28 protein-coding genes and 1 pseudogene are annotated in these 22851 nt (G+C 74.8%); 20 read left to right on the forward strand and 9 right to left on the reverse strand.

Features of this window, described 5'->3' with window-relative positions; all coding sequences use genetic code 11:
- Positions 1-18 precede the first annotated feature (18 nt).
- Complete coding sequence (locus tag ZF1_RS09115; RefSeq protein WP_482636991.1) at positions 19-690, reverse strand: hypothetical protein; 672 nt, start codon at positions 688-690, stop codon at positions 19-21.
- A gap of 316 nt (positions 691-1006) precedes the next feature.
- Here ZF1_RS09115 and ZF1_RS09120 point away from each other — a divergent pair, with 316 nt between their 5' ends.
- Together ZF1_RS09120 and ZF1_RS09125 are read left to right on the forward strand one after the other, a co-directional pair.
- Complete coding sequence (locus ZF1_RS09120; protein WP_482636992.1) at positions 1007-2059, forward strand: ABC transporter substrate-binding protein; 1053 nt, start codon at positions 1007-1009, stop codon at positions 2057-2059.
- A gap of 153 nt (positions 2060-2212) precedes the next feature.
- On the forward strand, positions 2213-2527 hold the full coding sequence (locus ZF1_RS09125; protein ID WP_100880087.1) for a hypothetical protein: 315 nt from the start codon (positions 2213-2215) through the stop codon (positions 2525-2527).
- Between the two features lie 93 nt (positions 2528-2620).
- Here the strand turns inward: ZF1_RS09125 and ZF1_RS09130 are convergent, their stop codons facing one another.
- Positions 2621-3274 (reverse strand): hypothetical protein, encoded by a 654-nt coding sequence (locus tag ZF1_RS09130; protein WP_073578036.1) that lies wholly within the window; start codon positions 3272-3274, stop codon positions 2621-2623.
- 62 nt (positions 3275-3336) lie between these two features.
- Between ZF1_RS09130 and ZF1_RS09135 the strand changes: the two genes are divergently transcribed.
- Both ZF1_RS09135 and nadD read left to right on the forward strand, forming a co-directional pair.
- Positions 3337-3951 carry an alpha-ketoglutarate-dependent dioxygenase AlkB gene (locus ZF1_RS09135; protein ID WP_179760608.1) on the forward strand — a complete coding sequence of 205 codons (615 nt, stop codon included), beginning with the start codon at positions 3337-3339 and terminating at the stop codon, positions 3949-3951.
- 9 nt (positions 3952-3960) lie between these two features.
- Positions 3961-4554, forward strand: a complete 594-nt coding sequence (gene nadD, locus ZF1_RS09140; protein WP_179760607.1) for a nicotinate-nucleotide adenylyltransferase — start codon at positions 3961-3963, stop codon at positions 4552-4554.
- A gap of 175 nt (positions 4555-4729) precedes the next feature.
- Here nadD and ZF1_RS09145 read toward each other — a convergent pair whose 3' ends face one another.
- The 4 genes from ZF1_RS09145 to ZF1_RS09160 form a co-directional block, all read right to left on the reverse strand.
- Positions 4730-5104 carry a DUF4345 domain-containing protein gene (locus tag ZF1_RS09145; protein WP_482636993.1) on the reverse strand — a complete coding sequence of 125 codons (375 nt, stop codon included), beginning with the start codon at positions 5102-5104 and terminating at the stop codon, positions 4730-4732.
- A 132-nt stretch (positions 5105-5236) separates the two neighbouring features.
- Positions 5237-5791, reverse strand: coding sequence for a sugar O-acetyltransferase (locus ZF1_RS09150; RefSeq protein WP_476654221.1), 555 nt, complete (start codon positions 5789-5791; stop codon positions 5237-5239).
- A 349-nt stretch (positions 5792-6140) separates the two neighbouring features.
- On the reverse strand, positions 6141-6572 hold the full coding sequence (locus ZF1_RS09155) for a nitroreductase family deazaflavin-dependent oxidoreductase (RefSeq protein ID WP_482636994.1): 432 nt from the start codon (positions 6570-6572) through the stop codon (positions 6141-6143).
- Between the two features lie 331 nt (positions 6573-6903).
- Positions 6904-7173: a helix-turn-helix domain-containing protein gene (locus tag ZF1_RS09160; protein WP_346105396.1), complete on the reverse strand. Its 270-nt coding sequence runs from the start codon at positions 7171-7173 to the stop codon at positions 6904-6906.
- Between the two features lie 63 nt (positions 7174-7236).
- Between ZF1_RS09160 and map the strand changes: the two genes are divergently transcribed.
- From map to ZF1_RS09195, 7 genes and pseudogenes are all read left to right on the forward strand, one after another.
- Positions 7237-8013 carry a type I methionyl aminopeptidase gene (map, locus tag ZF1_RS09165; protein ID WP_476654223.1) on the forward strand — a complete coding sequence of 259 codons (777 nt, stop codon included), beginning with the start codon at positions 7237-7239 and terminating at the stop codon, positions 8011-8013.
- A 7-nt stretch (positions 8014-8020) separates the two neighbouring features.
- Entirely contained in the window at positions 8021-8953 is a 933-nt protein-coding gene (locus ZF1_RS09170) for an alpha/beta hydrolase (RefSeq protein ID WP_482636995.1), read from the forward strand.
- A 248-nt stretch (positions 8954-9201) separates the two neighbouring features.
- Positions 9202-9381: a hypothetical protein gene (locus ZF1_RS09175; RefSeq protein WP_482636996.1), complete on the forward strand. Its 180-nt coding sequence runs from the start codon at positions 9202-9204 to the stop codon at positions 9379-9381.
- A gap of 81 nt (positions 9382-9462) precedes the next feature.
- On the forward strand, positions 9463-10563 hold the full coding sequence (locus ZF1_RS09180) for an alpha/beta fold hydrolase (RefSeq protein ID WP_301549177.1): 1101 nt from the start codon (positions 9463-9465) through the stop codon (positions 10561-10563).
- Positions 10564-10689: 126 nt separating this feature from the next.
- A pseudogene (locus ZF1_RS09185) lies at positions 10690-11904 on the forward strand (cytochrome P450).
- A 13-nt stretch (positions 11905-11917) separates the two neighbouring features.
- Positions 11918-12115: a ferredoxin gene (locus tag ZF1_RS09190; RefSeq protein ID WP_062404434.1), complete on the forward strand. Its 198-nt coding sequence runs from the start codon at positions 11918-11920 to the stop codon at positions 12113-12115.
- A gap of 76 nt (positions 12116-12191) precedes the next feature.
- Positions 12192-12755: a dihydrofolate reductase family protein gene (locus tag ZF1_RS09195; RefSeq protein ID WP_346105387.1), complete on the forward strand. Its 564-nt coding sequence runs from the start codon at positions 12192-12194 to the stop codon at positions 12753-12755.
- On the opposite strand, the gene ZF1_RS09200 is transcribed toward ZF1_RS09195, so the two are convergent.
- Both ZF1_RS09200 and ZF1_RS09205 read right to left on the reverse strand, forming a co-directional pair.
- Positions 12740-13381, reverse strand: a complete 642-nt coding sequence (locus ZF1_RS09200) for a maleylpyruvate isomerase family mycothiol-dependent enzyme (RefSeq protein ID WP_251784683.1) — start codon at positions 13379-13381, stop codon at positions 12740-12742. The two genes, ZF1_RS09195 and ZF1_RS09200, sit on opposite strands and share 16 nt — an antisense overlap.
- Complete coding sequence (locus ZF1_RS09205; RefSeq protein ID WP_405418426.1) at positions 13378-14007, reverse strand: DedA family protein; 630 nt, start codon at positions 14005-14007, stop codon at positions 13378-13380. The genes ZF1_RS09200 and ZF1_RS09205 overlap by 4 nt, the downstream gene beginning before the upstream one ends.
- Before the next feature lie 63 nt (positions 14008-14070).
- On the opposite strand from ZF1_RS09205, the gene ZF1_RS09210 reads away from it, so the two are divergent.
- The 3 genes from ZF1_RS09210 to ZF1_RS09220 are packed head-to-tail and all read left to right on the forward strand — an operon-like array spanning position 14071 to position 16059.
- A complete protein-coding gene (locus ZF1_RS09210; RefSeq protein WP_073578028.1) occupies positions 14071-14808 on the forward strand; it encodes a class I SAM-dependent methyltransferase in 738 nt (245 codons plus the stop codon).
- Positions 14809-14822: 14 nt separating this feature from the next.
- Complete coding sequence (locus tag ZF1_RS09215) at positions 14823-15329, forward strand: GNAT family N-acetyltransferase (protein WP_405418422.1); 507 nt, start codon at positions 14823-14825, stop codon at positions 15327-15329.
- Positions 15330-15378: 49 nt separating this feature from the next.
- Positions 15379-16059: a hypothetical protein gene (locus ZF1_RS09220; protein WP_251784675.1), complete on the forward strand. Its 681-nt coding sequence runs from the start codon at positions 15379-15381 to the stop codon at positions 16057-16059.
- A gap of 4 nt (positions 16060-16063) precedes the next feature.
- On the opposite strand, the gene ZF1_RS09225 is transcribed toward ZF1_RS09220, so the two are convergent.
- Positions 16064-16924, reverse strand: a complete 861-nt coding sequence (locus tag ZF1_RS09225; protein ID WP_251784674.1) for a MaoC family dehydratase — start codon at positions 16922-16924, stop codon at positions 16064-16066.
- A 126-nt stretch (positions 16925-17050) separates the two neighbouring features.
- On the opposite strand from ZF1_RS09225, the gene rsfS reads away from it, so the two are divergent.
- The 6 genes from rsfS to ZF1_RS09255 all read left to right on the forward strand — a co-directional run bounded on the left by rsfS (position 17051) and on the right by ZF1_RS09255 (position 22468).
- Positions 17051-17434 (forward strand): ribosome silencing factor, encoded by a 384-nt coding sequence (gene rsfS, locus ZF1_RS09230; protein WP_062401418.1) that lies wholly within the window; start codon positions 17051-17053, stop codon positions 17432-17434.
- Positions 17431-18051 carry a histidine phosphatase family protein gene (locus tag ZF1_RS09235; RefSeq protein ID WP_208825198.1) on the forward strand — a complete coding sequence of 207 codons (621 nt, stop codon included), beginning with the start codon at positions 17431-17433 and terminating at the stop codon, positions 18049-18051. The genes rsfS and ZF1_RS09235 overlap by 4 nt, the downstream gene beginning before the upstream one ends.
- Complete coding sequence (gene octT / locus ZF1_RS09240; RefSeq protein WP_062401422.1) at positions 18044-18775, forward strand: diglucosylglycerate octanoyltransferase; 732 nt, start codon at positions 18044-18046, stop codon at positions 18773-18775. The genes ZF1_RS09235 and octT overlap by 8 nt, the downstream gene beginning before the upstream one ends.
- A complete protein-coding gene (locus tag ZF1_RS09245; RefSeq protein WP_482636997.1) occupies positions 18772-20214 on the forward strand; it encodes a xylulokinase in 1443 nt (480 codons plus the stop codon). The genes octT and ZF1_RS09245 overlap by 4 nt, the downstream gene beginning before the upstream one ends.
- A 9-nt stretch (positions 20215-20223) precedes the next feature.
- Positions 20224-21078 carry a DegV family protein gene (locus tag ZF1_RS09250; protein WP_482636998.1) on the forward strand — a complete coding sequence of 285 codons (855 nt, stop codon included), beginning with the start codon at positions 20224-20226 and terminating at the stop codon, positions 21076-21078.
- 193 nt (positions 21079-21271) lie between these two features.
- The gene (locus ZF1_RS09255) at positions 21272-22468 is read left to right on the forward strand and encodes a ComEA family DNA-binding protein (protein WP_482636999.1); all 1197 of its coding nucleotides are present in this window, start codon (positions 21272-21274) and stop codon (positions 22466-22468) included.
- Positions 22469-22851 lie beyond the last annotated feature (383 nt).

Here is a 22851-nt window from a genome sequence, read left to right on the forward strand (position 1 = left end):
GCGCCCCCGGAGCGGGGGTCAGGGCCAGGGGCGCCAGGGCGCGCCGGACTCCTCGTAGCGCGGGACGGTGTGCCTGCGGTCGGCGAGCCGGTGCAGCGCGTGCGCGGCCCACGTCCGCCATCCGACCAGCACCAGTACGACGACGATCAGCCCGGCGGTGAGCGGGCCGGCCCAGCCGAGCGGCCCCGAGGCGTTGACCGCCGCCATGACCAGCGGGCCGAGCAGCGCGAACACCGCGCCCGCGACCTGCGGGAGCCGGGCGTCGGCGAGCACGTCGACGGCGATCAGCCTGCGCTGCTCACCGTCCGGGGTGCCTCCCGAGCGCAGCACCTTCCGTGCGGCCGCGCGGTCGCGCACCAGTCCCATGTCCGGCCCGCGGGACGGGGCGACCCGCACCGGGATCCGCGACGCCGACAGCCACAGCAGCACCACGCCGAGCAGGCTCAGCAGCCCGCCGACGACGATCGCGGCCAGCAGGTGGTCGGCGCGGGCGTGGACGTCGGTGGTGATCGAGTAGACGACGCCGAACCACGCCGCCGCGACCCCGGCCGCGACCCGGCCGATGACGACGGCCCGCAGGGACGGCGGTCGCACGGTCGGCCACGGCCCGGCCGGCGCGACGGCGGCCGGCTCGCCGGGCCGGTCGACGGGACGGCTCTCGGGCACCGGCGGTGCGGGCGGGGACAGCACCGGGCCGGGTGCACCCGGGGGACCCGCGGGCGGCGGGGCCGCGGACTCGTGCAGCCGCTGACGTCCGCCGGGCGCGGGCGGAGGGGCCGGGGCCCGGGCGCGGGGGAGCGGGGGCCGGCGTCGCGGTCGGCCCGGTCGCCGGTGTCCGGAGCACGCATGGTCGCGACGCTACCCGCGGGTCCGGACGCTCCGGCCGGGGTGTCCGGACCCGCGCGACGGGTGCGGCCCCCGGGGCGCCGAACGAGCGATGCGGATCACGCAGAGACGACAATCAGGTCAGGTTAGGCTCGCCTTCCCAAGTCGAAGGAGGCCTGCCGTGCCGCGTGCCGCAGCACCCCTGTCCGCCCGTTCCGTGAGCCGTCGCGGTGTCCTCGCCGGCGCCGCCGGTCTGCTGGTCCTCGCCGGGTGCGGGACCCGGCCGCAGGACGGGCAGGGCGCCGAGGGTGTGGCCGCGGAGGGCTACCCGGTGACGGTGCGGCACGCGCTGGGGGAGACGGTCGTCCCCGACCGGCCGCAGCGCGTCGTCACGCTGAGCGCGGCGAACACCGACGTCGCGCTGGCGATGGGGGTGCTGCCGGTCGCGATCCCGCGCACCGTCTACGGCGGCGACGCCGAGGGTGTGCTGCCCTGGGTGCGCGACGCGATCACCGCGCACGGTGGCGCGTTTCCGCAGGTCATCGGCTCCGACGACCTGTCGGTGACGCCGATCGAGCAGGTCGCTGCGGCCCGGCCGGACCTGGTGCTGGCCACCTACTCGGGGCTGACGCGGGCCGAGTACGACCAGCTGTCCGCGATCGCCCCGACCGTCGCCTACCCCGACGCCCCCTACTCCACCGGCTGGCAGGACCAGACCCGGATCGCCGGTCAGGTGTTCGGCGACCCGGCGCGGGCCCGGCAGCTGATCGACTCCACCGGGCAGCGCCTGCGCACCGCGGCCCAGCGGTACCCGCAGCTGGCGGGCGCCACGTTCGTCTACACCGGCGGGATGGACTCCGGGGCGCTCGGTGTCTTCCGGGCGGGCGACGTCCGCGTCCAGCTGGTCACCGACCTCGGGCTCACCCTGGCGCCCTACGTCGAGCAGAACGCGCCGGGCGGTGGGGAGGTCTACTACACCGTCAGCGGTGAGCTGCTCTCGCGCGTCGAGTCCGACCTCGTCATCGGCTTCTTCGCGACGCCGGCCGAGGAGCAGGCCTTCCGGACCGCGCCCGGCGTCGGGCTGCTGCCGGCGATGGCCCGTGGCGGGTTCGCCCCGGTCGTCGGGGCCGACCGGGTGGTGGCGAGCTCGGCGCCGTCGGTCCTGTCGATCCCGTGGGTGCTCGACGCGTACCTGCCGATCCTGGCCGCCGCCGCCGCTCGCTCGCGCGGCTGATCCGGTCACCCACCTGCCGTAGTCGACATCTGACTATCAGTTATCTCCGCAGGTGACGCGAACGGGTGAATGCGCGTTGCGGGCGCGGTCGCCCCTCGTTGAGTGGGCAAGACCGTTTGCGACGGTCTAACGACCAACCATGGAGGTTGTGAGATGCGGAAGTCCGTTCGCGGCGCGCTCGTCGGCGCAGCGCTGCTCCCCCTGGCCGTCGCGGCGCCCGCCGCGGCCTTCGCCGGCACCACCGGCTACGACGAGGGTGGCAAGGACAAGGGTCACTCGAAGCACGAGGGTGACAAGGACAAGGGCCACCACAAGAAGCACGGTCACCACAAGAAGTGGGACCACAAGAAGCACGACGACAAGAAGCACGACCTCGCGCTGCCGGCCCCGCTGGACAGCGTCGTCGACATGATCACCGGCGCCACCGGCGGCGACCTGCCGTCGGCGCCGGCGACCCCGGTCGGCTGACCGACCCCGGTCCCGCGACGGGCCGGTCCGGACCCTCGAGGGGTGTCCGGACCGGCCCGTCCGCCGTTGCGGGGCCGGTGCCGTACGGGCGGGTCAGATCACCGGCGCCGGGTCCTGCGTCGGTGGGTCCTTCAGGATCGTGTCGCCCTTGACGAACCACGCGACACCGAAGGCGAGGATCGCGACGGCCTCCAGCCAGAACAGGGTGTGGAACCGCTCGGCGACGGCGTCGGGCACCAGTGCCGCGTCCAGTGCGGCCAGCACCAGGCAGATCACGATCGTCGCGCCGCAGACCCGGTAGACGAGGTTGCGGGCGGCCTTGCTCCGCGTCCCGGATCCGCCGCGGGTGAACAGCACCAGGCAGAACCAGGCCAGGCCCGCGAAGAACACCGTCGCCGCGGCCAGGTGGAGGTACCCGACGACGGTCGCCGCCGTCGTCGCCGCGCCGTCGGGCCGGGTGGGCAGCAGTGCGACGGCGATCGCCGCCGTCCCGGTGATGTTGGCGAGCCGGTTGTCCGGCCGCTCGTAGCGGTAGCAGAAGAGGAACACGCCGACCGCGCACAGCGAGCCGACGAACACGTCGCGCATCGGCGAGTAGTAGTAGCGGCTGATGGAGTCCCGCAGCCCGTCGCCGCCGAGGGCCAGGTCGCCCGTCACCAGCACGAACGGGAGCAGGATCCCGATCACGCCGACGGCACGCCGCAGACCCAGGTAGGACAGCACGGCACCGTCGGCACGCGAGGACATGACGAAGATCGTCGCAGAGACGTCGCTCGAACTCTCGTTCGATCGGGCGTAGCGTTCGGGAGGTGGACGTCGGCGGGCAGGCTTCGCTCTTCGCGACCGGGGGTGTGGCCCCGGCGTACCGGCACGAGCTCAGCGGTGGGGCGTGGGTCGACGTCGCGGTCGGCTGGGCCCCCGATGCGGACGAGCTGTTCGCGCTGCTCCGCGCGACCGTGCCGTTCCGCGGCCACCGGCGCCGCATGTACGACCGCGTGGTCGACGAGCCGCGCCTCACTCACCGCTGGGTCCTGCCCGACGACGCGGTGCCCCACCGGCTGCGCGACATGGGCCGGACGCTGGGGGAGCGCTACGGCCACGACTTCACCCAGATCGGCGTGAACCTCTACCGCGACGGCGCCGACGGCGTGGCCTGGCACGGCGATCGGGTCGCCCGCGAGCGGCCCGAGGCCGTCGTCGCGCTGGTCGCCCTCGGCGCGACGCGGCCGCTGCGGCTGCGCCCGACCGGCGGCGGGGCGTCGGTGTCGTTCCCGCTCGCCTCGGGCGACCTGCTGGTCATGGGCGGGACGTGCCAGCGGACCTGGCAGCACAGCGTGCCGAAGGTGGCGCGCAGCGGTCCGCGCATCAGCGTCCAGTTCCGCCACCTGTATCCGGGGATGCCGCCGGGTGGGCGACCGACATAGTCTGCGTCGATGCAGCGCAAGATCGGCGTGATGGGCGGGACGTTCGACCCCGTCCACCACGGCCACCTCGTCGCCGCCAGTGAGGTGGCGGACCGCTTCGCCCTCGACGAGGTGATCTTCGTGCCGACCGGGCGACCGTGGCAGAAGACCGGCCGCGACGTCTCGCCGGCCGAGGACCGCTACCTGATGACGGTCATCGCGACGGCGTCGAACCCCCGGTTCTCGGTCAGCCGCGTCGACGTCGACCGTGACGGCCCCACCTACACCGCGGACACCCTCGCCGACCTGCACGCCACCATGCCCGACGCGCAGCTGTTCTTCATCACCGGCGCCGACGCGCTCCAGCAGATCCTGTCCTGGCGCAAGGTCGACGAGCTGTTCCGCTACGCGCACTTCGTCGGCGTGACCCGGCCCGGGTACGAGCTGGCCGATGGGCACCTGCCCCAGGGGTCGGTGACGACGGTCGAGGTGCCCGCGATGGCGATCTCGTCCAGCGAGTGCCGGGCGCGCGTGGGTGCGGGGCGGCCGGTCTGGTACCTCGTGCCGGACGGGGTGGTGCAGTACATCTCCAAGCGCAGTCTCTACCTGAATCCGGACGTCTGACCTGCGGTTCCTCCCACCGGCACTGCGCCCGAACGGCTCCGTACGGGGCTCGCCGGTCCGTGGGTCGAACTAGCGGACCCTCCTGCGCCTCCCGCGGCCGTGGCGTCGCTGTCCGCGTCGTGGTTCGGCGATGGCGAGTGCGATCTCCCGTGCGGCGTCGTCGACCGCGCGGTCCTCACCGACGTCGACGCTCACGGTGGCCCGCCACCTCCGTGACGACCGGTGCGGCGAGCTCGACTGCGAGCAGCAGGTCATGGAACCGGTGCGGCCGGCCCAGGGTCGCGCGGGTCGCGAGCCGTCCGATCCCCCCGAGGGCCATCAGCCCGGCGAGGAGCCGCATGCGGTCCAGGTTCGGTTCGTCGTCGGCCACTGCGTCGAGCCAGGCGACTCCGTAGCCGGCGAAGACAGGCCCCATGAGGCGGACGTGCGATTCGACCGTCGCGTCGTCGGTCATGCCCGGCTCCCCGCGTGTTCCGCCGACGAGCTGGATCCCACCGATCGCGATGCATGCCCACCCGGTCAGACGTCCCACGGTTCGCAGCGTCGACATGAGGTGATCCTGGCACGAGCGGCGGCAGTGGTCGGACCGGATATCGACGGACCGTAGGGGGAGGCGGGCGTCAGCTGTCCAGGACTGTGCCCGATGTCGACGATCGCAACGGGGTCGATGTACCTGGCTCTCTCATAACTCGCGGACGAGCCGGGCCGGGTTCCCTGCGACGAGAACGCGGTCGGGCACATCCCGCGTCACAACGCTTCCTGCCCCGACCACGGCATCCGCCCCGATGGTCACGTCAGGGCAGACGATGACCCCGGCGCCGAGCCAGGTGTTGCTCGCGATGCTGATGGGGAGAGGACGTTCCCATCCCTCGCGACGGCGGTCACGGTCGTCGACGGGGTGCTGTGCCGTGAGGAGTTGGGTGCGCGGTCCGATGCGGACGTCATCGCCGATGGTGATGGCGGCGTCGTCCATGAAGAGGGCGTCGTGGTTGACGAAAGCGCGGTCGCCGAGCGAGATGTGGGTGCCGTAGCTGCACAGGAAGCGGGGCAGTACCACCACGCCGCCGCCGACGTGTCCGACGATGTCGCGGAGGAGCATGGCGCGTTCGTCGTCGTCATCGGCGCCGGTCGCGTTGAACCGGTCGAGGAGACGCCAGCAGCGACGTCGGTGCTCGGCCAGGTCGGGTTCGTCGAGGTACCAGTCGTTGCGGAGCATGCGTTCCTTGTGCTCGCCCACGCTTCTGATCCTGCGTCCCGAGGGCCTTCGGGTACAAATCCGGTACATGCCGGCCCGGCCGGCGAGGCCCGACGACGACCGGTCACCACCACGGGGCCGGGGACCGCCGGGTGGACGGGAGCTCGGCCGGCCTGTCGGTGCGCCGGGTGTGATCGCCACGGTGGAGGTGCCGGTGCACCTCTGCACCGTGCCCGGGGAGGAGTGCGGATCCTGCCCCATCCGCCCCGGGCGACGGCAAGGTCCCGTCGATCAGTACAGGAGTGCTGTGCGCGCCCCACGCGAGCGCGCTCAGGTACTGATGGACAGGCGACCGGCCGGCCACGCGGCGGGCCTGAACCGGGGTGCGGGTTCAGGTCCGCTGCAGCTCCAGCACCGGGATGGTCCGCTCCGTCGAGCGCTGGTACTCGCCGAACTGCGGCTCCACTGCGACCTGGCGGGCGTAGACCTCGTCCCGCTCGGGACCGGTGACCTCCCGCACCCGCACGGGCAGGGTCTCGGTGCCCAGCTCGACGCGGGTGCCGGGGTTCGCCAGGAGGTTGTGGTACCAGTCCGGGTTGGTGTCGGCGCCGCCCTTACTGGCGAAGATGAAGATCCGCTCGCCGTCGAGGAGCGGGACCAGGGGCGCGATCCGCTCGGTGCCGGACCGGGCTCCCGTGTGGTGCACCAGCAGGAGCGGCTTGCCCTCGAACATGCCGCCCGCCCGTCCTCCGGTCTCCCGGAACTCCTCGATCACGGCGCGGTTCATCGCCGCCAGGTCGAACGGGGCCGACGCGTCACTCATCTCGTGCTCCTCCCACGGGTGTCCGGCGCCGTCGGCACCGCTCCGGTCACCCTCACCCCGTCGTCGGCCATTCCGGCGGGCCGCAACCCGATCGACGGACCCGGCCGCGTCGGGTACCTGGGAGCCGTGGAGCCCGTCGGTTCGTGCGCCTGTCCGACGGGCTCGTGTGCCGGTTCCACCGCGAGGCGTCCGACGCGGACGGGCGACCGGTCCACCGGCGGCCGGACCGGGTCGTGTGGCGCCGGTGGCTCGACGGTGCCGGCTGGTGCGTCGTCGACGGCGAGGGCCGGCCGAACGGGTGGCCGGTCGGCGCACGGGCCCGGGGGAACCGCTATCCGGCCGCCTCCATGGCCACGTCGCTCCCGCGCCACTCCGCCGCCAGCTCCTCCAGCGGCACCCCGAGCGCCTCGCCCAGGCACACGATCGTCCCGAACCCGGGCGACGGCAGCCGTCCGGTCTCGAGCTTGCGCAGCGTCTCGGGGGAGATGCCGGCCGCCCCCGCGACGTCGACCGGGTCGCGGTCGCCCCGGGCCCGGCGCAGCAGCGCGCCGAGACGGCGGCCGGCCTCGATCTGCTCGGGCGTGAGGGGCTGACGGACCATGCGTCGAGCGTAGGGTCGATATTACTGTACCGGCAAGCCGTGACCGTCCGGTATAGTAATACCGTGATCGAACTGAAGACACCGGCCGAGATCGACCGGATGCACACGACCGGCCGGTTCGTCGCCGAGGTGCTCACCGAGGTCGGCCGGATCGCCGACGTCGGTGTGAACCTCCTCGACATCGAGCAGCACGTGCGCGGCATGATCGCCGAACGCGGCGCCGAGTCCTGCTACTGGGACTACGCCCCGTCCTTCGGGCGCGGCCCGTTCCGCAACGTCATCTGTCTGTCCGTCAACGACGCCGTGCTGCACGGGCTCCCGCACGACTACGTGCTGCGCGACGGCGACGTCCTCAGCGCCGACATCGCCGTCAGCATCGACGGCTGGGTCGCGGACTCCGCCCGGACGGTCGTCGTCGGCACGACGGCCGACGAGGGCGACCTCCGCGTCATCCGGGCCACAGAGGACGCCCTGGAGGCCGCGATCGACGCGGCCCGGCCGGGCAACCGGCTCGGCGACATCTCCGCCGCCATCGGCGGGGTCGCCCGCGACTACGGCTACCCGGTCAACACCGAGTTCGGCGGGCACGACCTCGGCCGCACCATGCACGGCGACATCCACATCCCGAACGCCGGGCGGGCCGGTCGCGGCCTGACCCTGCGCCCGGGGCTGACCCTCGCACTCGAGCCCTGGTTCGCACGGACCACCGACAAGATCGTGTTCGACCCGGACGGCTGGACGATCCGCTCCGCCGACGGCTCGCGCACCGCGCATTCCGAGCACACCGTCGCGATCACCGAGGACGGCCCCACGGTGCTGACCCGCCGCGGGAAGGACTGACCGGCCCGTGCGTGTCGCCCTCGACGCACTGACCGTGCCGGTCCCGCCGGCCGACGCCGAGCGGACCCGGGCCTTCTACCGTTCCCGTCCGGCGGGCCGCGGCCCCGCCGACGCCGACGAGCTGCGCGCGGTCCGGGCCGCGGCCGCCACGCCACCGCGCGCGGTGCCGCCCGCGGTGGGGGACACCGCCGTCGCCGACGGCCGTCGGGTGCCGGTGCGGATCTGCCTCCCGCCGGGCACGGCGCGCGGGGTGCTCCTGCAGATCCACGGCGGCGGCTTCTACCTGGGCTCGGCCGCGCGGGACGACGTCGGGAACCGGGCGCTGTCCGAGGCGCTCGGCGTCGCGGTCGTCGCCGTCGACCACCGGCTCGCCCCGGAGCACCCCTGGCCGGCCGCCCCCGACGACTGCGCGACCGCGGCACTGTGGCTGCTCGACCGTGCGCCGGAGCTGTTCGGCACCGACCGGGTCGCGTTCACGGGCGTCTCCGCCGGGGCCACCCTGGCCGTGACGACGCTGCTGCGGCTGCGCGACCGCGGCCTGGCCGACCGTGTCGCCGGGGCCGAGCTGCGGTACGGCACCTACGACCTGAGTGCCCGCACCCCGGCCGGTCGCCGCATCGCCGAGGAGTACTTCCTGCGCGCCTACGCCGGCCACGTCGCCGACCGGACCGTCCCGGACCTCTCCCCGGTGTTCGCCGACCTCACCGTCCTGCCGCCGCTGCTGATGACGGTCGGTACCGACGACGTACTGCTGGAGGACAACCTCGCGATGGCCGCCCGGCTCGCGACGGCCGGGGTCGAGGTCGACCTGCGCGTCCACCCGGGCGTCCCGCACGGCTTCGCCGGGCACGACACCCCGGTCGCCGCAACCGCGCTGCGGTACGCACGGGACTGGCTGTCCGCCCGGATCGACGGCGCGTCCCCGCCGCCCGGCGTGTGACGACCCGACCCCGCACACCGTGCCCCGACCTCGCAGCCACTGCGCGGGCTGCGAGGTCCGGGAAGCCTCTGCGAGGTGCGACGCCGCGACCCGACCGATCACGGTGAGTCATGCAACGCGTGTTCCCGGTCTACGGAAGGTGAGCCCGGTGGGCGGACGTGAGCCACCGTCCGCGACATCGATCTTCCTGCGGCACACGAGAGACGGGAACGCAGTGCCTGCGACCCGGCCCCGCGCGTTACCACCGTATGAACTCCGACGACCTGACCATGCCCATCCTCGACCCCGCCCAGCTCGCCGAGCTGCGCCGCAGCACCGACCCGGCCCCCGCCGAGGCGCCACCGAACGCCGCGGCCTGGCTGCTGATGATGGTGCTGGGACTCGGCATCGTCGTGACGATGCTGGGGCTCGTCGTCGCCTGGAGCTGAGCACGGCCCGGTCGGGATCTTGTGCCACGCGTCACAAGGGAGAAGAGTCGTCCCGGTCCGCGTCTTCGACGGAGCAGGAGCGTGACAGCAGTGACGACCGGGACGACAGCGCAGCCGACGGCGATCGAGAATCCCTACTACACCCACGAGTTCCACGGCGACTACGACCTGATCAGCTTGGGGGAGTTCGCGCTGGAGGAGGGCGGGGTGATCCCCGACCTGCAGCTCGCGGTGGCCACCTTCGGCACGCTGAACGCGGCGAAGGACAACGCGATCCTCGTGACGACCTGGTACTCGGGCACGCACCAGATCTTCCGCGACGTCTACATCGGCCCGGACCACGCGCTGAACCCGGAGCGGTACTTCATCGTCGTGGTCAACCAGATCGGCAACGGTCTGTCGACCAGCCCGCACAACGCCTCGGGCGCCAACGCGGGCATCGCGATGTCGAACTTCCCGCACGTCCGCATCGGCGACGACGTCCGGGCCCAGGAGCAGCTCCTGCGCGAGCACTACGGGATCGACCGGCTCGCGCTGGTCGTCGGGGGCTCGATGGGCGCGCAGCAGACCTACGAGTGGATGGTCCGGTTCCCGCAGAAGGTGCGCCGCGCCGCGCCGATCGCCGGGACCGCGCAGAACACCCCGCACGACTTCCTCTACACGCAGGCCCTGGTCGAGGCGATCACCTCCGACCCCGGCTTCGCCGGCGGCAACTACCGCAGCAACACCGAGGTCGAGGCCGGGCTGAAGCGGCACGCCGGCATCTGGGCGGTGATGGGGTTCTCCACGGAGTTCTGGAAGCAGGAGGTGTGGCGCGCCCTGGAGTTCGAGTCCCGCGAGGCGTTCATGGCCGGCTTCCTGGAGCCGTACTTCACCGCGATGGACCCCAACGACCTGCTGTGCATGGCGTGGAAGTGGCAACGGGGCGACGTCGCCCGCCACACCGGCGGGGACCTCGCCGAGGCGCTCGGGCGCAACGAGTCCGTCGCCCGGGTCATCCCGATCAACGAGGACATGTTCTTCCCGGTCCGTGACCACGAGGCCGAGCTGGAGCTGACCCCGCACGCGACGATCCGCGTCGTCGACGACCTGCTCGGGCACCTCGCCCTGTTCGGCGTCGCGCCCACCTACATGCCGCAGATCGACCAGTACCTGCAGGAGCTGCTCGACAGCCCGGCGTGACCACGGACCCGGACCGTCCCCGACCCGCCCGTTCGGGGACGGTCCGGCGCACTCCGGACACATTCGTGGCAGATACTGCCAACAAATCGTAGGCTGGGGTTCACCACCACGACCCCAGGAGTGTCGATGACCCTCGCCACCGAGCGTCCCCGCCTGCCGTTCACCCGACCGAACCTGCTCGACCTCGCGCCGTTCTACGAGGTCCTGCGCCGCGAGGCACCGATCGCGCCGGTGACCACCCCGGCCGGGGACCCGGCCTGGCTGGTGACCCGGTTCGCCGAGGTCCGCGAGCTGCTCGGGGACAAGCGGTTCGGCCGGTCGCACCCGGAGCCGGAGAAGGCGTCGAGGATCAGCACCGCCGCCGTCCAGGACGGGCCGACCGGCACCTACGAGAACGAGGCGGAGGAGCACGGCCGGATGCGCCGGCTGCTCACCCCGGCGTTCTCCGCCAAGCGGATGCGGACGCTGTCCGGGCACGTGCAGGAGCTCGTCGACGGCTACGTCGACGCGATGGTCGCCGAGCACGACGCCGCGGGCCGGGGTGCCACCGTGGACCTGCACACCCACCTCGCCTTCCCGCTGCCCGTCGCGGTCATCTGCTCGCTGCTCGGCGTCCCCGAGTCCGACGGCGAGTACTTCCGCGCCCTGTCCGACCGGATGGCCACCTTCTCCGGGGAGGACGCCCACGCCGCCCGCGAGGAGTTCGGCCGCTACATGGCCGGGCTCGCCTAGGGCAAGCGCGCCGAGCCGGGCGAGGACGTCATCACCGACCTCGTGCAGGCCCAGGCCGAGGACCCCGGGTTCGGCTACCCGGAGATGGTCCGGCTCTGCGTCGGGCTGCTGTTCGCCGGCCACGAGACCACGGTGAACCGGATCGGGCTCGGCATCCTGTTCCTGATGACCAACCGCGACGAGTGGGACAGGCTCGCCGCGGACCCGGACGGCCGGGTCGACGCCGTCATCGAGGAGGTCATGCGCCTCGGCGCGCCCGGCGACCTGGGGCTGCTGCGCTACGCCCACGAAGACGTGGAGATCGCCGGGGTCACGATCGCGCGCGGCGACGCGGTGATCCTCTCGGTCAACGCCGCCAACCGCGACGTCGACGTCTTCGACCACGCCGAGACCTTCGACCCCGACCGCACCGAGCGCGGGCACGTCGGCTTCGGCCACGGGCCGCACTTCTGCATCGGCGCGAGCCTGGCCCGCACCGAGCTGCGCGCGGTGTTCGCGACGCTCGCCCGCCGGCTCCCCGGGCTGGACCTCGCCGTCGGCATGGACGAGCTCGACGTGCGCACCGACCACATCACCGGCGGCGTCCGCAGCCTGCCGGTCCGCTGGTGAGGGGGGGACCGCGATGAAGGTCGAGGTCGACCAGCACGCGTGCGTCGGCTCGGGACAGTGCCTGCTCACCGCCCCGGACGTGTTCGACCAGCGCGACTCCGACGCCGTCGTCGAGCTGCTCACCGACACCCCGCCGGACGGCCAGGAGCAGGCCGTGCGCAACGCGGCGCGCGGCTGCCCGGCGTCGGCGATCACCGTCGTCGACGGCTGAGCGGAGCGATGAGTCCGGGACGCCTCCGCGGTCGACCCCGGTGTACGACGCACCGACGACCGTGGAGGCATCTCCCGTGCGCACCCTCGCGATCACCCAGAACATCACCCTCGACGGCGCCGTCGAGTTCCTCGGCGACTGGTTCGACCCGACCGCCGGGTCGGGAGGAGACGACGGCGGCGACATGCTGGCCGAGCTGCACCGCCAGGACTCCGCGTCCGACGCGACCCTGCTCGGCCGTCGCACGTTCTGTGACTTCCGCGGCTTCTGGCCCGCGCAGACCGACGACGCCACCGGCATCACCGACTACCTGAACCAGGTCGACAAGTACGTGGTGTCCTCCACGCTGACCGACCCGGAGTGGCAGAACTCGACGATCCTGTCCGGGGACCCGGTGGCCGAGGTGGCGGCGCTCAAGGAGCAGCCGGGCACCGACATCGTGCTGACCGGCAGCATCACGCTCTGCCACACGCTCATCGCCGCCGGGCTCGTCGACGAGTTCCGGCTCTTCCACCACCCCGTGGTCCAGGGTGCCGGCAGGCGGCTGTTCCCCGACGGCTGGAACGCCGAGGGGCTACGGCTCCTCGACGCCCGCTCGTTCGGCGGCGGGATCGTCTACACCGCTCACGCGCCGCGCTGAGCCGTCCGCGCTGCCAGCAGCTCCCGGCCCGGGCCGGACAGCTCCGCGACCGCGTCCGCCCGCCCCGCGGCGGCCATCAGCAGCGCCTCGGCGGGCCCGGCGACCTCCGGCCCGTCACCGTGGCGGAAGTCGAGGTCGGTCGCGACCAGCCGCAGGCCCGCGACCCGCCTGCGGGCGCCCAGCGGCGGTGCCGTCATCGTGAACGGCAGCGCGGCGGCGAGCCGGTCGGCCGGGACGCTGCGGTGCAGCCCGAGCGGGCGGCGGATGTCCTGGTGGTGGATCAGGGCGTCGGTGAGCCCGATCCGCCCGCCGAAGGCGGCGGTGACCCCGCGTGGACGCAGATGCGCCCGTACGGCCGCCACCACCTCGGTGACCGGGCGATCGGCCCACTGCGCGACGACGAGGTCGTTCGGGTCGCGGCCGGTGGCCCGGGCCCGCACCACGGTGCCGAGGAACCCGCGCAGCCCGGCCACGTCGTAGCCGATCAGGTGTGCGACGACGTCGCGCACCCGCCAGCCGGCGCACAGAGAGTCCGACACCCACTGGCCGGGCGTGAGGGTGTCGAGCAGGCCGGCCAGGTCGGCGCGCTCCGCGGCGGCGAGGTCGTGCACCGGGCCGCGCCTCACTGCGCCGTCTCCTCCCGGGAGGCGGCCCGCTCGACGCGGTGCCGCACGTACCGCGACACCACCAGCCCGCCCACGACGGCGACGATCAGCCCGATCCAGGAGAACCGCTTCAGCCAGGTCTCGGCGACGATGCCGAGCAGGTAGATCAGGGCGACCGTGCCGCCCGCCCACAGCACCGCACCGGTGGCGTTAGCCGCGAGGAACGCGGGATAGCGCATCTTCATCGTCCCGGCCAGCGGCCCGGCCAGGATCCGCAGGATCGCCACGAAGCGGCCGAACAGCACCGCCCACACCCCGTGCCGGTCGAAGATGCGGCGGGCGACAGTGAGGTGGGCCGGGCCGAGGTGCTTCGGGAAGCGACGGCCGAGCCGGTCGAGCAGACCGGTGCCGTAGCGGCGCCCGACCGAGTAGCCGATCGAGTCACCGACGATCGCGCCCGCCGTCGCCGACGCCGCGACGGCGACCGGGTCGATGTGGGACCCCGGGCGCGCGGCCAGCAGCGCCGCGCCGACCAGCACGATCTCGCCGGGGAGCGGGACCCCGATGCTCTCCACCCCGACCACACCCGCGCACAGGAAGTAGATCGCGAGCGGGGGGATCGCCATCAGGAGCATGTCGACGTGCACCACTCCATCATGCACACGTTCCGGTGGTGCGGTGACGGCCCGGTGCGGGCATCATGCGCGGGCGTGAGCACACCGCTGGAGCAGGTCTTCCTGGCCGCCCACGACGACCTGCCCCGTGAGGCGCCGGGATCGGAGGAGACGACGGCGCTGCTGCTGCGGCTGGCCGGTGACCTGCCCGAGCGGCCGCGGATCGTCGACATCGGCTGCGGGACGGGCCCCTCGACGCTCCCGCTGGCCGCGGCGACCGGTGGTGAGGTCGTCGCCGTCGATCTGCACGAGCCCTTCCTCCGGCGGCTGCGGACCCGCGCCGCGACGTCCGGGCTGGGGGAGCGGGTGCGTCCGCTCGTCGCGGCGATGGACGACCTCCCGCTGCCCGACGGCGAGGCCGACCTCGTCTGGTCCGAGGGAGCGGCCTACATCATGGGGTTCGACGCCGCGCTGGCCGGCTGGCGGCGCCTGCTCGCCCCGGGCGGTGTGCTGGTCCTCACCGAGGCCGAGTGGACGACCACCGAGCCGTCGCCCGGCGCGCGGGAGTTCTGGGACAGGAGCTACCCGGGGATGCGGACGACCGCGGAGAACGTCGCCGCCGCGGAGCGCGCCGGGTACACGGTGCAGGCGGTCTACCTGCTCCCCGACTCCGACTGGGACGCCTACTACCGGCCGCTGGCCTGCCGGATCGCGACCCTGCGTGAGGACGGCGTCGACCCGGCGGCGCTGGACGAGGTGGGCGACGAGATCGCCGTGCGGGAACGGTTCGGCGCCGAGTACGGCTACACCGGCTACGTCCTGCGTCCGCGCTGACCCGGCGTCCGGACGTGGTCGTACGCCCCCGCACCGACGACGACCTGCCGGGCTGCGTCGCGGTACTGCGTGCCGTGCACGCCGCCGACCGTTACCCGTCGACCTGGCCGGCCGACCCGGCGGCGTTCCTCTCCCCGCCGGGACTGGTCACCGCACTGGTCGTCACGGTGGGGGAGCGGGTCACCGGGCACGCCGCGCTCCTCACCGACGATGTCGACGCCGCGGGCGACTCCGGTGCGCTGCGGCTGACCCGGGTGTTCGTCGACCCGGCGGTCCGTCGTGCCGGACATGCCCGCGCCCTGCTGGCGGGCGTCGCCGCCGCGCTGGCGGCCCGCGGCCGCGACGGGGTTCTCGACGTCGTCGAGTCCGTCCCGGCCGAACGCCTCTACCGGGCGGCCGGCTGGGTCCGCACCGGGACCGCGTCCGCCGGGTGGCGGTTCCCGGACGGCCGCGAGCCGGTCGCCGCGCTCTACCGACTACCGGTCACGCAGCGCCGAAAGGGTGACGACACAGCGCAATAGTCGACCATCGGTCACGCTACGCTGCGCCGATCGGGCTACGGTGATCCTCGTGATCGAGGTCCCCACCCCGACGGTGGCCGGTCTGCTGCTCCGCGCGGTGCCGCAGCCCGTCCGCCGGGACGCCCACGCCGCGATGCACACCCTCGCCCCGTGGGGCGCGGTGTCGGCGCAGCTCGTGCAGGACTCCGGCGGCGGCGTCGCCGACCACGACGTGCACGTCGACGGCGACCCGGTCCACATCCCGTTCCGGACGTCGTTCCCCTGGCCGTCGTCGGCCGTGCTCGCCCGGATGGGCACGCGCCGCCGCGCCGTCGTCGCCGCGTGGATGTCGCGCAGCGAGAACGCCGGGCACCGCCAGCGCGCCGTGCGCGACCTGCTCGGCGTACACGAGGCGTGGGTGGTGCCGTTCGTGGTCGCCCCCTGCGGGGAGTACGTCCACGAGATCGGCGCCGACGTCGACCGGTTCGTCCGCACCGAGCTGGGCCGCCACCCCGTGCTCCGGTACGCCTACGCCCGCTTCGTGCGGGACAACCCGCGCTTCCTGGCCACCACGCGGCACCGCGCGGTGACCTTCCGCCACCTGGACCACCGGTGGCCGCACCGGGGCGACCCGGACCGGACCTACCCGCAGCTCGCGGCGCTCGACGCGCTGTCCGCCCTCGCCTATCGGGGAGGTCAGGACTACCCGGGGGACCCGGCGCCGCCGCGGGTCACCGCGGCGGCGTCCTGAGCGCTCAGGCGGACGGGGCCGCCGCCGTGACCTCCGCGGTGCCGCGGTCCAGCACCACCTCGCCGTCGACGGCGGTCCGGAACGCGACCGTGCCGTCGCCGGTGTCCCACACCGAGACGGTCAGGGACTGCCCGGGCACGACCGGGCGGGTGAACCGGGCGTCCATCGCGACGAGGCGACGGGCGTCGCCGTCGCAGACGGTCGCGACCAGCGCACGCGTGGTGAACCCGTAGGTGCACATGCCGTGCAGGATCGGCCGGTCGAAACCGCCCTTCGCGGCGAACTGCGGGTCGCTGTGCAGCGGGTTGCGGTCCCCGGTCAGCCGGTACAGCAGGGCCTGGCCGGGCGTGGTCCGGTAGGTCACCTCGTGGTCGGGCGCCCGGTCGGGGACGGGGCTCGGCGCGCTGTCACCGCGGGGGCCGCCGAAGCCGCCCTCGCCGCCGAGGAACAACGTCTTCGTGCTGGTCAGCACCGGTTCCCCGGTGCCGGCGTCGACGGCCTCGGCCTCGGTGCGCACCAGCGCCCCGGACCCCTTGTCGAGCACCTCGGTGACCGTCGCGGTCACCCGGACCCGCCCCTCCACCGGCAGCGGGCCGACCACCCGGAACGCCTGCTCGGCGTGCACGACGCGCGAGGCGTCCACGTCACCGAGGTCGACCTTCGCGCCCGCCGTGACGATCTCCGCGAACGACGGCAGCACCGCCGTCCGCACGCCCCCGGTGTTCTCCGTGGTCAGCGACAGCTCGGCGGTGGGGTCCTCACCCCCCGCGCCGACGGCGACCGCGTACAGGAGCACGTCGTCCCGTGCCCACGCGAAGCTGACCGGTTCGCACTGCGTGCCCTCGAGATCGGGCGCCAGGGGCATGGGGAGTCTCCTTCGACGTTCCACCGTGAGGCGGAAACCTATCCCGCCCGGTGCCCGCCGCCCAAGCCCCCGGTGCCCGGCTGACACACTGTCGAGGTCAATCGTGGTCGTGAAGGGAAGAGTGTGGTGACGGCATCACCGGAGGCGGTCGAGCTGGCGAAGGTGGCCGCGGCCGCCGCGGCCGACAAGAAGGCCGTCGACATCGTCGCGCTCGACGTGTCCGACCAGCTCGCGCTGACCGACTGCTTCGTGCTGGCGTCGGCGGCCAACGAGCGTCAGGTCCAGGCCATCGTCGACGAGGTCGAGGAGAAGCTGCGCGAGCGCGGCAGCAAGCCGACCCGGCGCGAGGGCGACAACGACAACGGCTGGGTCCTGCTGGACTTCAACGACATCGTCGTGCACGTCATGCACACCGAGCAGCGCGGCTTCTACGGCCTGGACCGGCTCTGGAAGGACTGCCCGGCGATCGAGGTGCCCGACCCCCAGGGCGCCCCGGACGGCACTGCATGACGCTGCGCCGGGTCACCCTGCTGCGGCACGGGCAGACCGAGTACAACTCCGTCGGCCGGATGCAGGGGCACCTGGACACCCGGCTGACCGACGCCGGGCGCGCGCAGGCCGCGGCCGTCGCGCCGCGGCTCGCGCAGGAACGGTTCGACCGGATCATCACCTCGGACCTGACCCGCGCCCACGACACCGCGACCGCCGTGGCCGAGGCCGTCGGGCTGCCGCTGTCGGTGGACAAGCGGCTGCGGGAGACCCACCTCGGGGACTGGCAGGGACGCACCATCGCCGAGATCGGTGCCGACGACCCGGGCGCGATCGCCGAGTGGCGGTCCGACCCGCGGTTCACCCCGCCCGGCGGGGAGTCCCGGGTCGACGTCGTCGTCCGGTCGCTGCCGGTCGTCGAGGAGCTGGACCTCGAGTACGCCTCCGACCCGGAGGAGCGCTCCGTGCTGCTCGTCGCGCACGGCGGCATGATCGCCGGGATGGTGTGCGGGCTGCTCGACCTGCCGCAGTCGTCCTGGCCGGTGATCGGCGGGCTGGGCAACACCCGCTGGGCCGTCGTCGCCCGTCGTGACGACCACCCCCGCTGGCGCCTGTCGGGGTACAACATCGGTGCCTGACCTGCTGGTCGTCGGGGACTCGCTGGCCTTCCACGGGCCCGAGCGGCCCTGCCCGGCCGACGAGCCGAGGCTGTGGCCCAACATCGCCGCCGCCCGGCTCGGGGGCCGGGCCGAGATCGTCGCGCGTGCCGGGTGGACCGCCCGGCACGCCTGGTCGGCGATCACCGGGGACCCGCGGGTGTGGGCGGCGCTGCCGCGGGTCGGAGCGGTCGTGCTCGGGGTGTCCGGGATGGACTCGCTGCCGTCCCCGCTGCCGACCGCGCTGCGCGAGCTGATCCCGGTGCTGCGGCCCGCCCCGCTGCGCCACGCGGCCCGCAGCGCCTACCGGCGCGCCCAGCCGCGGCTGGCCCCGGCACTGGCGCGGCTGCCCGGCGGGGGCCCGGCGACCCTGCCGCCCCGCCTCACCGCCGCCTACCTGGAACGCTGCCGCGCCGGGGTGCACGCGCTGCGCCCCGGGCTGCCGGTGGTGGCGCTGGCACCGTCGGTGCACCGCGCCGCCGACTACGGCCTGGCCCACCCGCACCGCGCCGCCACCGACGCCGCGATCCACCGCTGGGCGGCCGGCGCCCCGGCGGTGACGGTTCTCGACGTGCCCGCCCTGGTCGGCGAGCACGTCCTCGGTGGACACGGCAACCCCGACGGGCTGCACTGGGGCTGGGCAGGACACGCCGCCGTCGGGGAGGCACTGGCCGGGCTCCTCGCGGCCGCGGGGGACCGGCCGTGACCCTGCTCGGCATCGACCTCGGCACCACCTCGGTCAAGGCGGCGGTGTTCACCGGCGACGGCGTCCGGGTCGCCACGGCCCGGGCCGCCCACCCCACCGCGCGGCCCGCACCCGGGCACGCCGAGCAGGACCCGCACGACTGGTGGTCCGGGCTCACCGAGGTGGTCGGCGCGCTCGGCCCGGCACTGGCCGGGGTGACGGCGGTCGGGGTGTGCGCCCAGGTCAACACCCACCTGTTCGTCGACGACGACGGTGCCCCCGTGCACCCGGCGATCACCTGGCAGGACGGCCGGTGCGGCCCGGTCGCGGCGACCCTGACCGGGCGGCTCACCCCCGCCGACCGGGCCCGGGTCCGGGGCGGGCTGGGCACCGTCGACGCCTCGCACGCGGCCGCCCGCGCCGCCTGGCTCGCCGCGCACCGGCCCGACGCGTGGGCCCGCGCACGGAGGCTGCTCGCCCCCAAGGACTGGCTGCTCGAGCGGCTCACCGGCATCGCCGTGGCCGATCCGTTGTCCTCGACCGGGCTCCTCGGCCCCGACGGCCGGTACCCGGACTGGCTCGACCTGCTGGTCCCCGGGCTGCGCGCGATGCCGGCGCCCCTGGCCGACCCGGCGTCGGTCGCGGGGGAGACCACCGGCGCGGGCGGGCTCCCGGCCGGGCTGCCCGTCGCGGTCGGGACGATGGACGCCTGGGCGGCGCTGCTCGGCGGCGGGATCGCCGCCCCCGGCGACGCGATCGACATCGCGGGCACCTCGGAGGTCCTGGCCCTCGCCGCGACGCCCGGCGGCGGCGCCCCGGGCATCGTCACGTTCCCGTCGTGGCGCGGGCTGCACGTGCACGCCGGGCCCACCCAGGCCGGCGGCGACGCCCTGACCTGGGCGTCCGCGGTGCTCGGCGTCGCACCGGGCGAGCTGTTGGACCGCGCCGCCTGCCCCGACCCGGGCCAGGTCCTGTTCCTGCCCCAGCTCGCCGGGGAACGGGCCCCGCTGTGGGACCCGGACCTGCGAGGGCACTGGCTCGGCGCGGGCTTCGCCACCGGGTCCGCCGAGCTGGGCCGCGCCGTGCTGGAGGGCGTCGCGCACGCCGCCCGGCACGTCCTGGGGCCGCTGGAGGCCGCCGCCGGACGTCGCGCCGACACGATCGCCGCCTGCGGCGGTGGTGCGGCGAGCGACCTCTGGTGCCAGATCAAGGCCGACGTGCTGGACCGGCCGCTGCGCCGCACCGCCGAGCGCGACGCCGGGGTGCTCGGTGCCGCGATGCTCGCCGCGCTCGCGACCGGCGACGCCGCCTCGGTCGGCGAGCTCGCCGGGCGCATGGTGCGCCTCGACCGGGAGTTCACCCCCGACCCGCGCACCCGCGGTCGCCTCGACGACGCGCACGGCCGCTACCTCGCCGCGCAGCGGGCACTGGCACCGCTGTTCCGCCCGACGGGTGGATAGGGTCCGGCCGTGCCCCCCTCGCCGGTCGCCGTGGTCACCGACTCCACCGCCCACCTGCCGCCCGGCGTCGCGGAACGGCGGGGCATCCACGTCGTCCCGCTGGAGGTGCGGCTCGGTGAGCGCACCGCCCGTGACGGTGTCGACGTGTCCGCCGCCGAGCTGATCACCGCCCTCGCCGACCGCACCCTGCTGGTGCAGACCTCGCGCCCGACCCCGGCCGCGTTCGCCGAGCGCTTCACCGCCCTGCTCGACGACGGCGCCCCCGCCGTCGTGGCCGTGCACCTGTCCCGGGAGCTGTCCGGCACCTGGGACGCGGCCCGGCTCGCCGCACAGGAGGTCGCCCCGGACCGGATCCGGGTCGTCGACTCCGGCGCCATCGCGATGGGTCTGGGCTTCGCCGTGCTGGCCGCCGCCGACGCCGCCGGGGCAGGTGCGGCCCCCGAGGACGTCGAGGCCGTGGCCGGTGCCGTCGCCGCACGGGCACGGGTCCTGTTCGCCGTGCAGGACCTGGAACGGCTGCGCCGTGGCGGGCGGATCGGTGCCGCGTCCGCGCTGGTGGGCACGGCCCTGTCGGTCAAGCCGATCCTGCACCTGCGCGACGGCCGGATCGCGCCGCTGGAGAAGGTGCGGACGACCTCGCGCGCGACCGAACGGCTCGTCGCGCTCGCGGTCTCCGCGGCGGGCCTGGGGGCGCACGTCGCCGTGCACCACCTCGGTGCCGAGGACCGGGCCGAGGACATCGCCGATCGGCTGCGCGAACAGCTGCCCGACGCCGCCGGGATGCACGTCTCCGAGGTCGGCGCGGTGATCGGGGCGCACGCGGGACCGGGGCTGGTGGGGGTCGTGGCGGTGCCGGCGGGCTGACCGCCTCGTCGAGGGGGGCCGGCTCCGGCCGCCCTGCCACGGGCCGACGGGCCCCGCCGGTGTGTAGCACGGACCGCCGACGGTCCGGCCCCGTGACGGCCCACGGGATGCCGTCGGTCCCCAAGCGACGGATCCGTCCACAGGCCGGACACCGGCCGGTCGGAACGGGGGTCACGGACCTAGCGTCGGATGCGTGACCAGGACCGACACCGCCCTCGACCCGGCCCGGCGGCTCGCCGGGATCGGGAGGCGCGGGCGGCCGGACACGGTCGCGGACCGGCTCGAACCCCCGACGGTCCCGTTGCCCGCGCTGCCGGTGCCTCCCGGCCCGGCCGGGTCACGCCCCGGACGACCGCCCGCACCCGGGCCACTCCCGCCGCACGATGTCAGCGGTGCCGTTCCGCCGGGTCCGATGCCGTCCGCCTCCCGACGCGACACCCCGCACCGTGCGACACCTGTCCGGCACGCCGACCCCGACGCCTCGCACGGTGCGGGACCGGAGTGGCCCGCCGACCCGCAGGGCGCGAGGCCGGTGTGGACCGCCGACCCCGACGCCGGCCACCCCCTGGCCCTGCTGGCCCGGGGCGACCCCGCCCCGCCCGAGGAGACTCTCGCCGACGACGGCCCGCACGGCGGACGCCCCTCCTGGCTGCGCCGCCGGGCCCAGCGGTGGCTGCCGTCGTCGCTGGCCGGGGCGCGGGTCGACCCGGGCCGCCCCGGTGCGCTCGGTCTGGTGGCGGTGGTGCTCGTCGGTGCGCTCGTCGCAGGGGTGGGGGTGTGGCTCGACCGCCCCACCGTGCAGCCCGTCGGCGGCCTCCCCGAGGTGACGGCGTTGCCCGGCGAGGCAACGGCCGGGCCGACGGACCGGTCGGCGGACGCGGGCGCACCGGCACCCGTCGCGGCGGCCCCGGTCACCGCGGGGCCGCTCGTCGTCAGCGTCGTCGGACGGGTCGCCCGGCCCGGCCTCGTCCGGGTGCCCGACGGCTCGCGCGTCGCCGACGCCCTCGACGCCGCGGGGGGCCCGCTGCCCGAGGTCGACCTCGGCGTGCTCAACCTGGCGCGGCGGCTCGGGGACGGCGAACAGATCGCGGTCGGCGTCCCACCGGCCGCCGACGCCGCCCCGGTCCTGCCCGCCCCGGGCTCCGAGCCCGCGTCGGGCACCGAACCGGGCGCCCCCGCCCCGCCCGGCGCCCCCGGCGGGAAGATCGACCTGAACACCGCGACCGCGTCCGACCTCGACGCCCTGCCCGGCGTCGGCCCGGTCACCGCGAAGAAGATCATCGACTGGCGCAGCGCCAACGGGCGCTTCAGCCGGGTCGAGCAGCTGCGGGAGATCGACGGCATCGGCGAGCGCCGCTTCGCCCAGCTCCAGGAACTGGTGCGGGTGTGAGCCGCGCCGGAGCCCGCCGGGCGGACCCGGTCCACGGGGAGCACGACGACGAGCACGACGAGCAGGCCGAGCGTCCCGCCCCACCCGACCTGCGCCTGGTCCCCGCCGCGCTCGCCACGTGGGCCGCCGTCCTCGCCGGGCTGCTCGGCGGCACCACGGGTGGGATCACCGCCGCCGTCCTCGCGGCGCTCGCCGTGCCGGTCGCGCTGCTCCGCGCCCGGACCAGCGCCCGTGCCGCGGCACCGTCGTCGATCGTGCTCGCCGCGGCCGGGTGCGCCCTCGTCGCGGCCGTCCTGGTCACCGTCCACGCGGCCGCGCTGGCGTCGCACCCGCTGCGGGCACCCGCCGACCGCGGTGCCGCCGCCGAGGTCCGCGTCCGGCTC

The organism is Pseudonocardia sp. ZF1 (assembly GCF_056835605.1).

Coding starts and splice junctions, on each gene's coding strand:
- ZF1_RS09125 (WP_100880087.1), top strand. CDS start 2,213: ATGCGGAAGTCCGTTCGCGGCGCGCTCGTCGGCGCAGCGCTGCTCCCC.
- ZF1_RS09130 (WP_073578036.1), bottom strand. CDS start 3,274: ATGTCCTCGCGTGCCGACGGTGCCGTGCTGTCCTACCTGGGTCTGCGG.
- nadD (WP_179760607.1), top strand. CDS start 3,961: ATGCAGCGCAAGATCGGCGTGATGGGCGGGACGTTCGACCCCGTCCAC.
- ZF1_RS09145 (WP_482636993.1), bottom strand. CDS start 5,104: ATGTCGACGCTGCGAACCGTGGGACGTCTGACCGGGTGGGCATGCATC.
- ZF1_RS09155 (WP_482636994.1), bottom strand. CDS start 6,572: ATGAGTGACGCGTCGGCCCCGTTCGACCTGGCGGCGATGAACCGCGCC.
- ZF1_RS09160 (WP_346105396.1), bottom strand. CDS start 7,173: ATGGTCCGTCAGCCCCTCACGCCCGAGCAGATCGAGGCCGGCCGCCGT.
- ZF1_RS09175 (WP_482636996.1), top strand. CDS start 9,202: ATGAACTCCGACGACCTGACCATGCCCATCCTCGACCCCGCCCAGCTC.
- ZF1_RS09190 (WP_062404434.1), top strand. CDS start 11,918: ATGAAGGTCGAGGTCGACCAGCACGCGTGCGTCGGCTCGGGACAGTGC.
- ZF1_RS09225 (WP_251784674.1), bottom strand. CDS start 16,924: ATGCCCCTGGCGCCCGATCTCGAGGGCACGCAGTGCGAACCGGTCAGC.
- ZF1_RS09235 (WP_208825198.1), top strand. CDS start 17,431: ATGACGCTGCGCCGGGTCACCCTGCTGCGGCACGGGCAGACCGAGTAC.